The organism is Prauserella rugosa (assembly GCF_000719975.1).
Taxonomy (GTDB): Bacteria; Actinomycetota; Actinomycetes; order Mycobacteriales; family Pseudonocardiaceae; genus Prauserella; species Prauserella rugosa.
On the sequence record NZ_JOIJ01000001.1, the window covers coordinates 149393 to 162094 of the forward strand.

11 protein-coding genes are annotated in these 12702 nt (G+C 70.6%); 2 read left to right on the top strand and 9 right to left on the bottom strand.

Annotated features, from left to right (window positions below):
- Positions 1-16 precede the first annotated feature (16 nt).
- The 5 genes from IF64_RS0100755 to IF64_RS0100775 all read right to left on the bottom strand — a co-directional run bounded on the left by IF64_RS0100755 (position 17) and on the right by IF64_RS0100775 (position 6036).
- Positions 17-1969 (bottom strand): arabinofuranosyltransferase, encoded by a 1953-nt coding sequence (locus IF64_RS0100755; RefSeq protein ID WP_145600569.1) that lies wholly within the window; start codon positions 1967-1969, stop codon positions 17-19.
- Between the two features lie 12 nt (positions 1970-1981).
- Positions 1982-2935 (bottom strand): decaprenyl-phosphate phosphoribosyltransferase, encoded by a 954-nt coding sequence (locus IF64_RS0100760; protein WP_030530007.1) that lies wholly within the window; start codon positions 2933-2935, stop codon positions 1982-1984.
- On the bottom strand, positions 2932-3555 hold the full coding sequence (locus tag IF64_RS0100765) for a phosphatase PAP2 family protein (RefSeq protein ID WP_084705568.1): 624 nt from the start codon (positions 3553-3555) through the stop codon (positions 2932-2934). Before IF64_RS0100765 ends, IF64_RS0100760 begins: the two co-directional genes overlap by 4 nt.
- Entirely contained in the window at positions 3548-4777 is a 1230-nt protein-coding gene (glf, locus tag IF64_RS0100770; protein ID WP_030530009.1) for a UDP-galactopyranose mutase, read from the bottom strand. The genes IF64_RS0100765 and glf overlap by 8 nt, the downstream gene beginning before the upstream one ends.
- A 365-nt stretch (positions 4778-5142) precedes the next feature.
- Entirely contained in the window at positions 5143-6036 is an 894-nt protein-coding gene (locus tag IF64_RS0100775) for an LLM class flavin-dependent oxidoreductase (RefSeq protein WP_030530010.1), read from the bottom strand.
- Between the two features lie 141 nt (positions 6037-6177).
- Between IF64_RS0100775 and IF64_RS0100780 the strand changes: the two genes are divergently transcribed.
- On the top strand, positions 6178-6993 hold the full coding sequence (locus IF64_RS0100780) for an HAD family hydrolase (protein WP_030530011.1): 816 nt from the start codon (positions 6178-6180) through the stop codon (positions 6991-6993).
- Between the two features lie 9 nt (positions 6994-7002).
- Here IF64_RS0100780 and IF64_RS0100785 read toward each other — a convergent pair whose 3' ends face one another.
- The 3 genes from IF64_RS0100785 to IF64_RS0100795 form a co-directional block, all read right to left on the bottom strand.
- Positions 7003-8604: a hypothetical protein gene (locus tag IF64_RS0100785; protein ID WP_036875472.1), complete on the bottom strand. Its 1602-nt coding sequence runs from the start codon at positions 8602-8604 to the stop codon at positions 7003-7005.
- A 101-nt stretch (positions 8605-8705) separates the two neighbouring features.
- Positions 8706-9335 (bottom strand): DUF305 domain-containing protein, encoded by a 630-nt coding sequence (locus IF64_RS0100790; RefSeq protein WP_030530013.1) that lies wholly within the window; start codon positions 9333-9335, stop codon positions 8706-8708.
- 72 nt (positions 9336-9407) lie between these two features.
- Positions 9408-9944, bottom strand: a complete 537-nt coding sequence (locus tag IF64_RS0100795) for a hypothetical protein (RefSeq protein WP_030530014.1) — start codon at positions 9942-9944, stop codon at positions 9408-9410.
- Between the two features lie 147 nt (positions 9945-10091).
- Between IF64_RS0100795 and lhgO the strand changes: the two genes are divergently transcribed.
- Positions 10092-11291 (top strand): L-2-hydroxyglutarate oxidase, encoded by a 1200-nt coding sequence (lhgO, locus tag IF64_RS0100800; RefSeq protein WP_030530015.1) that lies wholly within the window; start codon positions 10092-10094, stop codon positions 11289-11291.
- A gap of 77 nt (positions 11292-11368) precedes the next feature.
- On the opposite strand, the gene serS is transcribed toward lhgO, so the two are convergent.
- A complete protein-coding gene (gene serS, locus IF64_RS0100805; protein WP_030530016.1) occupies positions 11369-12637 on the bottom strand; it encodes a serine--tRNA ligase in 1269 nt (422 codons plus the stop codon).
- Positions 12638-12702: the final 65 nt, after the last annotated feature.

Here is a 12702-nt window from a genome sequence, read left to right on the forward strand (position 1 = left end):
CCTCCCGGACCGAGGATCAGCGGACCGCCACCACCAGGTACGGGCCCACCTCGCGGGTGTCGAACCGCGGGGAGTCGAACAGCGACGGCTCGAAGGTCACCTTGCGGCCGAGTGCGGCGACCTTCCGCGGGAAGGTGTCGTACTTGACCGTGTAGAAGTAGTTGCCTTCCTCGCCCTTCTTGAGCACCACCACGGTCGGCGCCTCGAACGGGCCCGAATGCATGCGCCGGTACAGCTGCTCCGGGTTCGACGACTCGGCCCACTCGTCGATCTGGGCGGCCCGTTCGGCGTGCCGCGACAACGGGTTCGTGTAGTGCGGCCGGTGGTCGTGGAACAACCAGAACGGCCGGAAGACGAGCATGTGGTGCTGTTCGGACAGCACGGTCTCCTGTTCGGGCACCCCCGTGCCGAGCTCGTCGATCGCCGCGAGCAACCTGCCGCTCCAGATCCCCTCGTCCTCTTCCTCCTCGGGGTCGTGGTCGCGGCTCTCGGGCGTCCTGCCGTTGTCGTAGTAGTCGGTCAGCGCGTGCTCGATGCCGCCCGACATCGGTCCCCGCATGCTGTCCTGCAGCACGCCGACGCTCAGGCCGATAGCCACCACCACGACGACGGCGGTGATCTGCCGCCGCCACACGTGCCAGCGGCGCAGCGCCCAGCTCAACGTGTCGACGGCCGCGAACGTCCCGGTCACGGCGAGCGTGACGTTGACGGTGACGTTGAACCGGAACGCCAGCAACGTCGTGTCGAACGCCAGCGCCAGCATCGACAGCACGTACCAGAGGTAGACCGAGCCGACGGTGATCAGCGCGACGACCGCGATCCGGCTCGCGCGCACGCGCACGACCGCCCACACCAGGCCCGTGAGGCACAGCAGGCCGATCGGCCCGCTCGGGGAGAACGGCGTCGGGAAGTAGACGCTGTTCTCCGGCAGGTACTGGGCGGCGACGTTCTTCGCGCCGAGTCCGCCGCCGAACAGGTACGGCGCCCACACCACGAGCATCAGCACGGCCGACACGGCGGCGACGATCGCCACCCTGCCGACGAGCCCGCGGACGACCTCGCCGCGCGGGACCCCTCCGCGCACCGCCAGCACCCCGGCCAGCACCGCCATCACCACGACGACCATGGCGCCGAACGCCAGGTGCAGCGTGTAGGTCATCGCGCACACGCCGAGGTGCACGCCGGCCAGGACGAGGGGCCACCTGGCGCTGTCGCGCTCGCGCAGGCACGTCCACGTCAGGACCAGCACGGGCAGCAGCCACGCCGTGGTCGGCCACGCGTACGGTTCGCCGACGCCCGGCACGTGCAGGCCCATCAGGAGCGTGGCCAGGCTCGCCACGACGGCCGTGCGGCCGCGGACGACGAGTCGCCACAGCACGAACGTCACGGCCGAGACGACGGCGATCGTCGCGATCGAGAACGGCTTGTAGGCCTCCCAGCCCTGGAGACCGAAGAGGTTGGCGAACCGGCCGCCGAGCCAGAACCAGCCTGCGGGGTAGAACGGCGGCAGGCCCTCGTAGTTGAAGTCGGTCAGGCCCGCGCCGGAGGCCATGCGTTCCAGGTAGCGCAGGCGGAACTCGTTGTCGCCCGTCGTGCCGCCGAGGTAGAAGCGGGTCGACAGCAGCGGCAGGGCGAGCGTGAGGGTCGACAGCGCGGCGAGGCCACCCGTGGCGCCTGCGAACCGCACCCAGCCGGGCGCCGTGCGCACGCGGCGCACCACGAGCCCGCCGAGCAGGCCGACGACGAGTGCCGTGCCCAGCAGCGTCAGCGCGGCGTTGGGCACGTAGGTGTCGGGCACCAGGTTCGGGGCCCGTCCGACGACGAACTGGATCGCCAGGCTGACGACGAGTGCGCCGACGACGGCGACGAGCAGTTCGACGGCGGTCCGGCCCGGACCGGGCAACGGCGCGCGCGGCTCCCTCGTCTCAGCTGCGGGCGGCACGGCGGTGTCGTCCATCGTCGAGCTCACGCGCGCCCCGGCTTACAGGTAGAAACCGAGGACGAGCAGGACCACCCAGGCCCCGCCGAGCACCTGGAGCACGCGGTCGTGGAGCGCGATCTCCTCGGGCTCGCCCGCGTTGCCGCTGTCGACGTCGACGGCGTAGCGCAGCACGGCCACCACGAACGGCACCAGGGAGATGACGCTCCAGGCCATGCCCTCCTGCAGCGCCTGCTGCTGCTCGAACGCCCACAGCGAGTACGACATGATCAGGATCGCCGCGGACGTGGCCCACACGAACCGCAGGTAGCTGGCCGAGTACTTCTTCAGCGACGAGCGGATCTTCGCGCCCGTGCGCTCGAAGAGCATGACCTCGGCGTACCGCTTGCCGGCGACCATGAACAACGAGCCGAACGCGGTCACCAGCAGGAACCACTGGGACAGCGAGATGCCCGTGGCGACACCGCCCGCGATCACGCGCATGAGGAAGCCGGACCCGACGATCGCGAGGTCGACGACCGGCTGGTGCTTGAGCCCGAAGCAGTAGCCGAGCTGCACCGCCATGTAGACGACCAGCACCACCAGCAGCTGCCACGAGGCCAGCAGGCTCAGCGCGCAGCCGGCGAGGAAGAACACCGCCGACGCCGCGTAGGCGGCCGGGACGGGCACGATGCCCGCCGCGATGGGCCGCTTGCACTTCGTCGGGTGGGCACGGTCGGCCTCGACGTCGATGGCGTCGTTGACCAGGTAGACCGCCGACGCGACGAGGGAGAACGCCGCGAACGCGACGAGCGCCTCCAGCAGCACGCCGCCCGTGGCGATCTCGCCCGCCGTGAACGGCGCGGCCAGCACCAGGACGTTCTTGACCCACTGCCGCGGCCTCGCCGTCTTCAGCAGTCCGGTCACGAGGTTTCCGCCGCCGGCAGCCTGGCCGGCCGTCTGTTCGCTCGACACGCTCGTCTCGCCTGCCTCGGCCTCGTGGGTGGTCTCGCTCATCGTGAGCTCCGCTTTCGGTTCAGCTTGCGACGCAGCAGCCCGCCGACAGCGCCGCCGAGCGCGGCGCCCGCGAGCACGTCCGACGGGTAGTGCACGCCGAGCACGAGCCGGGACGCCAGCATCGGCGGCACCAGCACCGGCACGACGTTCCGCCCGGTCAGCCCGGAATACAGCACGGCCGCCGCGGTCGTCGACGTGGCGTGCGACGACGGGAAGCTGAGCTTGCTGGGCGTGCCGACGCCGACCTGCACGCTCGGGTGCTGCGGACGCGGCCTGCGCACGACCCGCTTGACGGCGATCGAGGCGGCGTGCGCGCCCACGATGCCCGCGGCCGCGGTCAGCCAGTCCTTCCGCCGCCGCTTGTCGGCCCCCGCGCCGACCAGCGCGAGCGCGAACCACCCGGCGCTGTGCTCACCGAAGTGGGACATGCCGCGCGCGATCTTCACCGTCGTCGGGTTGGTGATGCGCTCCTGCACGGCCGCCAGCACCGCCACCTCACCGGAGGGCGGGGCGGCGGGCGTGTCGGCAGGCGCTGCGGTGGTGTTGTCGAGCACGCCCTCGACGCGGGCGGCGTCGGTCGCGTCGACGGTGCCGGTCACCGCGGGGTCCTTCTCAAGCATCGATCGAACCGTCCAAGGGGGCGCCGTCGGTCAGATGCGGCGCGATCTTGTTGTCGAACATCGACAGCGCCGACCCGATGGCCATGTGCATGTCGAGGTACTTGTAGGTGCCGAGCCGCCCGCCGAAGAGCACGTTCCGCTGCTTGGCCTCGGTCTTGGCGAGTTCGCGGTAGCGCTCGAGCTTCTCGCGGTCGTCGGGCGTGTTGATCGGGTAGTACGGCTCGTCGTCCTCCTTGGCGAACCGCGAGTACTCACGCACGATGACCGTCTTGTCCTTGGGGTAGCGGTCCTCGCGCTCGGGGTGGAAGTGCCGGAACTCGTGGATCCGGGTGTAGGGCACGTCCTCGTCGTTGTAGTTCATGACCGAGGTGCCCTGGTAGTCGCCGGTGGGCACGACCTCGGTGTCGAAGTCGAGCGTGCGCCAGCCGAGACGGCCCTCGGAGTAACCGAAGTACAGGTCGAGCGGGCCGGTGTAGACGGTCGGCGTGCCCTCGGGGATCTGGTCGCGGACGTCGAAGTAGTCGACGTTCAGGCGGACCTCGATGTTGGGGTGCTCGGCCATCTTCTCGAGCCACGCGGTGTAGCCGTCGACCGGCAGACCCTCGTAGGTGTCGTTGAAGTACCGGTTGTTGAACGTGTAGCGCACCGGAAGGCGGGTGATGTTGGCCGCGGGCAGTTCCTTCGGGTCGGTCTGCCACTGCTTGGCCGTGTAACCGCGGAAGAACGCCTCGTACAACGGGCGGCCGATCAGCGAGATCGCCTTTTCCTCGAAGTTCTGCGCATCCTTGGTGTCGATTTCGCTCGCCTGCTCCGCGATGAGTTCGCGCGCTTCGTCCGGGGAATGCGACTTGCCGAAGAACTGATTGATCAAGGCCAGGTTCATCGGCAGCGGATACACCTGGCCCTGGTACTTGCCGAAGACGCGGTGTTGGTAATCCGTGAAGTCGGTGAACTGGTTGACGTAGTCCCACACGCGCTTGTTCGACGTGTGGAACAGGTGGGCGCCGTAGGTGTGCACCTCGATCCCGGTCTCGGGTTCCGGCTCGGAGTAGGCGTTGCCGCCGATATGGTGCCTGCGCTCGAGCACGAGGACGCGTTTGTCGAGCTGGCTGGCCACTCGTTCGGCCACGGTCAGGCCGAAGAAGCCGGAGCCGACGACGACGAGGTCATATCCGTCGAAACCGGCATTTCCGTTGCTGGGAGTTTCGGTAAGCGCGCTCACGGTGCAAAAGGCTACCGACGCGCTACGACCCCCGTGCGGCGAGGCCCTGCGGTGTCTTTCCTTTCATGGCGTTCCCCGCCACTGCGCGGGGCGCCGCACCGCCCGCACGCCTTCCGACACCACCTCGCCACACGGGGGCCTGCGCTTCGGCACCCCCGCCGATGACCACACGCCCGGACCGTGTGCCCCGGTCCCGAGCTCGTGTTCCCCGCTCGTGCCAGGACCGACGCACGGACCCACGCAGGCGGTTCCACCCCTCACCCGAACGAGTAGTCCGCCGCGAGAACATCACCCGTTCAGAGCAGTTCTCGGCGCTCCATTCGCAGCCAAAACCACGGAGAGTGGCGCTCGGTGGGCCGTGTGCGTCACTCGGCGGCGGGCCGGTTCTGCAGCGTCGGCAGCACCTCGTCCACGACCTCCTCCAGGACGACCTCCCGCCCCTGGTAGGGCGTGCCGCTGCGGGGCCAGTGGGCGACGACGTCGGTGAACCCGAGTTCCCCTGCCCGCCCTGCGGCCTCGGCGAACGCGTCCTTGCTGGTCAGCGAGTACACGGGCGCGGCGTCGAGGCTCAGGTACCTGTCGACGGTGGCGGGGTCGCGTTCCTCGGCGGCGAGCGCCTCGTCGAAGCGCGCCGACGACTCGGCCACGCCCTTCCACCATTCCTCGAGTTCCTCGGAGTTTCGCCCCGTGGTCAGCCAGGCGTCACCGCTGCGCGCCGCAAAGCGGATCATGCGCGGCCCGTTGGCGGCGAGGACGAACGGCGGACGCGGGTGCTGCACCGCTCCCGGCAGGTTCCTGGCGCCCTGCACGGTGTAGTACTCGCCCGCGTGGTCGTGACCGTCCTCACGCAGCAGCCCGTCCAGGACCGTCGTGAACTCGACGAAGCGGTCGGCCCGTCGGCGGGCGGTCAGCTCGGGCTCCCCGAACACGGTGGTGTCGTACCCCGTGCCGCCCGCGCCGATGCCGAGCAGGAGCCGCCCGTCAGCCAGGTCGTCCAGGGTGATCGCCTCACGCATCAACGGCAGCGGATGACGGAAGTTCGGTGAGGTCACGAACGTGCCGAGGCGGATGTGGGACGTGACCATCGCCGCGGCCGACAACGTCGGCACCGCCCCGAACCACGGCCCGTCGACCAGGTTCCGCCAGCCCAGGTGGTCGTAGGTCCAGGCGTGGTCGAAGCCGTACTCCTCCGCGGCCCGCCATTTCGGCTCGGCCGCCCACCAGCGGTCCTCGGGAAGGATCACAATGCCAACGCGCACGGCGCCACACGCTATCGGTGCGCGCCGCCGCTGTCGCCCACGGCCACGCCCACGACCGGCCGGCGTGTCGTCTTCTGCCGTTCTCCCCGGTGTCACACGGAACACGCCGGGCGATCGTCGCAGCTCTGGGACACTGGAGACGTGGAGAAACCGAGCCTCATCGCATCCGACGTCGACGGCACGCTGCTGTCGACGCCCACCGACCTGAGCCCGCGCACGGTCGACGTCGTCGACAGCGCGGTGACCTCGGGCGTGCCGGTGGTGCTCGTATCCGGGCGTCCGCCGCGGTGGATCCCGCAGGTGGCCGAACAGGCGGGCCTGGACGGCTACGCCGTGTGCGCCAACGGCGCGGTGCTGTACGACATCGGCGCCGACCGGATCGTCGACGTGCACGGGCTGATGGATCCGGCGCAGCTGGCGACCGTCGCCGACGCGCTCGACCACGTGCTGCCCGGCTGTCACCTGGGTGCCGAACGGGTCGGCACGCACGCCCTCGACGACGACCTGCGCAACTTCGTGATCGAGACCGGCTACCACAATCCGTGGGGCGACGGCGAGGGAACGCACGCTCCGCGCGCCGAGGTGCTCGGCCACGCCGCGGTGAAACTGCTGGTGAGCCACCCGAAGATGACGTCGGCGGCGATGGCGAAGGCGGCCCGCGAGGTGCTGGACTCCCACGTCGACATCACCTTCTCCACCGGCGGCGGACTCATCGAACTGGCCGCCCACGGGGTCACGAAGGCCACGGGGATCTCCGCGGTCGCCGAACGGTACGGCCTGACCTCCGAGGCCACGATCGCGTTCGGTGACATGCCCAACGACGTGGAGATGCTGCGCTGGGCCGGCCACGGCGTCGCGGTGGCCAACGCCCACCCGACGGTGCTCGACGTCGCCGACGAGGTCACCGCACCACACCACGAGGACGGCGTGGCCCAGGTACTCGAACGCTGGTTCTGACCGCTGCCCTCAACAGGGCTCGGCCACGAACCGGGGATCGGCGGCGAGGGTGTCGGTGAGCTGCGCTGCCTGCGGGCGGTGCAGGTAGAGCTCCACCCACCGCGGTGGTCCGTCGCCGGCCCTGCGGAACGGAACCACCTCGTAGGGGCCCGCGTACTCGGAGCGGATCCGGCACGTGCGTTCGGGCAGGTAGCCGCCCGCGGCGTCCACGACCACCGACGGCATGCGCGTGCCGACGACGTAGGCGTGGTCGCCGGGGTGACGCGCGAGGTGCTCGTCGGTGGTGCCGCTCGGGTCGACGATGTACAGCCCGGAGCCCGCCGCGTCGGCCAGCGCACCGGCGGGCAGTGCACTCACGGCCGTGCCGGCGGGCAACCGCGCACCCAGCCACTGGCCGATGTCGGTGAGTTCGCTGTTGACGGTCCTCAGCTCGTGCATGCCCGGCAGCATCCGCGTGATGCTCAACGCCAGGGACAGACCGCTGAGGGCCACGGCCACGAGCGCGACCCCGCGCCCCGCCGCCGACGTCCCGGTGCGGGTCACCCCGGCCGCGGCGAGGGCGAACCCGCTCGCGGAGGCGACCGTCAGCAGCACCGGCACGGGCGCCAGCTGGCCCCACGCGGGCAGGATCCCTCCGCCGATCGCGACGACGTAGGCCACCTCGGCGATCGCGAGCGCCAGCAGTAACCACACGTGGCGCGCACCCGGTCCACGCCGATAACTGAGCACCCCGATCGTCACCGCGGCGACGAGCAGGAACGCCTGGTAGGTCAGGGCGAAGTCGACGAAGTAGGTCCAGCCCGCCTCGAGACGGCCTGCCACCGAGTCGCTGCCGCGCACGGCACTCGCGACGACCGCGGCGGGCACGAGTTCGCCGTAGTAGGTCATCCGCCACGCGAACCACGGCACGAGCGGGACCGCCGCGCCGAGCAGGTACACCGCGGGCGCCGAGGCCGGGGCGCGCCTGCCGATCGCGACGACCACCAGCCACCCACCGGCGACCAGCGCGACGAGAAGCCCGTCGAGCCGGGTCATCACGGCCAGCGCGGCGACGACACCCGCCAGCACGATGTGCCCGCTCACCAGTGCGTAGGCCAGCGCGAGGATCAGCAGGACGAACAGCGACGTCGAGAGCCCGGACGGGCCGTAGGCGGCCAGCGATCCGACACCCGCCGTGACGACGGCCGCGGCGACGGCGAACGACGGGTTGCTCCGGTCGAGGATCCGCCCCGTGAGCGCGTACACGACGAGCACCGAGGCGAGCACGCCCGCGACGCCCACGACGACGGCGACGGTCTCGACATCCGCGCCCGTGATCGCGCGCACGAGCGCCAGCAGCACGATCCAGGCGAAGTCGGTGTAGCCCTCGACGTACTCGCCAGGGTTGAACACGGCGCCGTACCCGTCGGCGATGTTGCGGGCGTAGCGGAATCCGATGTGGGCCTCGTCGGGCACCGTGCCGTAGGCGAGCTGGTGCACCGTCGCCACGAGCAACGCACCGAACAGCACCGCGACCCGCCAGCCGCGATGGTCGGCGAACCGGCGCCAGCCCACCACGAGCAGCACCGCGACACACACCCACAGCGCGATCACCGCGATCACGGCGAACACCCCATCACCCCCGCCCGGAGCCGCAAGCAACGTACCGAGCCCAGCCGACCCGGGTGTCCGGTGGGTACCCATCGGACACCCGGGCGGCGTGACAGGCCGGCTTAGCTCTGCTTCAGCAGGGCCCGCATCTCGGCGATCTCGGCCCGCTGCGCGTCGATGATCTCGCGCGCCAGTGTGCGCGTCTCCGGCGATCGCCCTTCGGCCAGCACCTGCTCCGACATCTCGACCGCTCCCTCGTGGTGCGCGATCATCTGGCGCAGGAACCGCTGGTCGAACTTCCCGCCCTCGGATCGTTCGAGTGCAGCCATCTCCTCCTGACCCATTCCGGGCATCTCGGCGTGCCCGGAATCTCCGCCGTGCTCTCCGTGCCCGCCGTGCTCGGAGTGTTCGTCTCCTTCGGCCTCGTCTCCGCCGGCCTCGCCCCATTCGGCGAGCAGCTTGTTCATCGTGTCGATCTCGGGCTGCTGCGCACGTTCGATCCGGCCGGCGAGGTCGACGATCTCCGGGGTGCGAGTGCGGCCGTCGACGAGTCGGGCCATGGTCAGCGCACCCTCGTGGTGCACGATCATCTCGCGCGCGAACGCGACATCGGCGTCGTTGAACTGCTGCGCCGCCTGCGACTGTTCAGTGGTTTCCTGAGCCCCGGGTTCCGATTCCGGGGCGCTGCAACCGCCCACGACGAGAGCACCGGCGGCCACGACGAGCGCAGCACTAACCAAGGACTTGGGCATGATCGGGTTTTCCTTCCGTACGAGCTGTAGGTCGACATGCGTGATGGCGGGGCCGTGGAAGACCCCGGTCGATCACAGCCGCAGCACGCAGAGGGAGTAGGAGAAACTGCCTGGGCCTGAGGGCACGGGCAGCGAGCGGATCCGGCGGGTGGCCGGCGGCGCCGCCTTCGCGCGAGGCGGTGCGGGATACCAGCGGCGGCCCGCCATGCGCCACCCCAACACGGCCATTCCGGCAGCCACGAGCACGGCCAGGCACAGGTGTCCGAGGTGGTCGCCGTGGTGGCCGTCGTGGCCGTGCCGATCGTGCCCGGAAGACTCCGAAGACCCGGAGGGCTCGAAAAACCCCGAGGCCCCGGAAGACCCGGAAGACCCGGTATCGCCGGAAACGCCGGACGCTCCGGGGTCTACGGGCTCGCCGGACTGCGGATCGGGCGACGGTGGCGCGTGGTGCGAGCCGAACGCGTGGACCTGCTGGTCACCGTGGTGACCGGCGACCGCCGCCTCGGCTGCCACGCCGCCACCGGCGTGCGAGCCGCCGGGATCCACCGGGTTGGCGAGCAGGTGGTGCATGCCGATGAGGCCGAACAGCAGCGCCGCGAGCAGGAGCATTTTCCTGCACCGGGTCCCGTGCGGCCGGGCTCTGTCCGGCCGGTTCCGCCGCGCGCACACCATCGCAGGCGATGCTACCGGGACGGCGGCAACCGTCCGGCGAGTAGCACGCCGCTGTCCGTGCCCGGCGCGTTACGGTGCTGCGTCATGCAGCGAGTGGTCGTGATCGGCGGCGGGATTCTCGGACTGGCCGTGGCACACGAACTGACCGGACGCGGCGCCGACGTCACGGTGCTGGAGAAGGAGTCCCACTGGGCGAGGCACCAAACGGGACACAACTCGAACGTCGTCCACGCCGGGCTGTACTACAAACCCGGATCGCACAAGGCACGGATGTCGGTGGCGGGCAACCGTTCGATCATCGCGTTCGCCGAGGAACACGGCGTGCCGGCGCAGGTGTGCGGCAAACTCGTGGTGGCCACCGACGCCGCCGAACGCGGGCCGCTGCGGACACTCGCCGAGCGGGCGCAGGCCAACGGCGTTCCCGCGCGGCTGATCGGCCCCGCCGAGGCACGGGAGTACGAACCGAATGTGTCCTGTGTGGAGGCTCTGCGCGTCGAATCCACCGGAATCATCGACTTTCCCGCCGTGTGCGAGGCGTTGGCGCGCGTGTCGGCGAAGGCGGGCGCCGAGCTGCGCACCGGGACGCGGGCGACGGCGATCCGTCCCACCCCCGGCGAAGGCGTCGAGGTCGTCACGGAATCCGCCACGGGCACGGAGGTGGTGCGCGGCGACGTGCTCGTCAACTGCGGCGGGCTGCACGCCGACCGGGTGGCCGAGCTCGCCGGCCTGCGGCCGCGGGCGCGCATCGTGCCGTTCCGCGGGGAGTACTACGAACTGAAGCCGGACAGGCGCGACCTGGTGCGCGGGCTGATCTACCCGGTGCCCGATCCGTCGTTGCCGTTCCTCGGCGTGCACCTGACGCGGATGCTGGACGGCAGTGTCCACGCCGGACCGAACGCCGTGCTGGCACTGCGCAGGGAGGGCTACCGCTGGCGTGACGTCTCGGTGCGCGACCTCGTCGACGTCGCCCGGTTCCCCGGCGCGTGGCGCCTGGCGCGGCGGTATGCGTATCCGGTCGGATTCGACGAGGTGCGACGCTCGTTGTCCCGCCGCCGGTTCGCCCGCAGCCTCGCGCGACTGGTCCCGGCGATCGGCGTCGACGACATCGTCGCGCACGGATCCGGCGTACGTGCGCAGGCGCTGCTGCCCGACGGATCGCTCGTCGACGACTTCCTCATCGAACGCGCACCGGGACAGATCCACGTGCTCAACGCCCCGTCACCCGCGGCCACGAGCGCGCTGGAGATCGCCAGGCACATCGCCGACGAGACACTCCCGCGCTGACACTCCTGCGAGGTCCGAGGCTGCGCGGTCCGAGGCTGCGAGATCCGCGGCCGGAACGCCGTCTCCGCCTGCGGGGATCAGTCCCCGGCCGGGGCCAGCACCTCGCGGCCGCCGAGGAACGGGCGCATCGCCTCGGGAACGCGCACCGACCCGTCGGCGAGCTGGTGGTTCTCGAGGATCGCCACGAGCCAGCGCGTCGTGGCGAGCGTGCCGTTGAGGGTGGCCGCCGTCTGCGGCTTGCCGCCTGCGTCGCGGTACCGCACACCGAGCCTGCGCGCCTGGAACGTCGTGCAGTTCGACGTCGACGTGAGCTCGCGGTAGGCCTCCTGCGTCGGGATCCACGCCTCGCAGTCGTACTTGCGCGCGGCGCTCGTGCCGAGGTCGCCGGCAGCCGTGTCGATCACGCGGTACGGGACCTCGATCTTCGCGAGCATCTCCTCCTCGAACGCCAGCAGCTTCTCGTGCTCGGCCTCGGCGTCCTCGGGCTTGCAGAAGACGAACATCTCGATCTTGTCGAACTGGTGCACGCGGATGATGCCGCGCGTGTCCTTGCCGTAGGAACCGGCTTCCCTGCGGAAACAGGTCGACCAGCCCGCGTACCGCTTCGAGCCCGCGTTCAGGTCGATGATCTCGTCGGAGTGGTAACCGGCGAGCGGGACCTCCGACGTCCCGACGAGGTACATGTCGTCCTCCTCGAGCCGGTAGATCTCCGACGAGTGGGCGCCGAGGAACCCGGTGCCCGCCATGACCTCGGGACGCACGAGCACCGGCGGGATCATCAGCTGGAACCCGGTCGCCCCCGCCTGCGCGGCCGCCATGTTCAGCAGCGCCAGCTGCAGCTGCGCGCCCACACCGGTCAGGAAGTAGAACCGCGCGCCCGAGACCTTGGCGCCCCGTTCCATGTCGATCGCACCGAGGCGCTCGCCGATGTCGAGATGGTCGCGCGGGGTGAAGTCGAACTCGCGGGGCGTGCCGACGTGCTTGAGCACCTCGAAGTCGTCCTCGCCACCCGCGGGAACCCCGTCCAGCACGATGTTGGGAACGGCGCGGTGGAGCTGCTCGAACTCGTCACCGGTCCGGACCTGTTCGGCCTCGGCGTCCTTGACCTTCGCCGCGAGTTCCTTGCCGCGCGCGAGCAGTGCCTCACGCTCGTCGCCGGAGGCCTTGCCGATCTGCTTGCCGAGTTGCTTCTGCTCGGCGCGCAGCTGGTCGGCGCTCGCGATCGCGGACCTGCGCTCGGCGTCGAGGGACAGCAACCGGTCCACGACGCTCTGGTCTTCGCCGCGGGCGCGCTGCGAGGCACGCACCACATCCGGGTCTTCGCGCAGAGTCCTGAGGTCAATCACGTCCCTGAGGGTAGACGGCCCTTCCGGCGACGCTCCGCCGAGGCACGGCCCCGAGCGGCGACCGC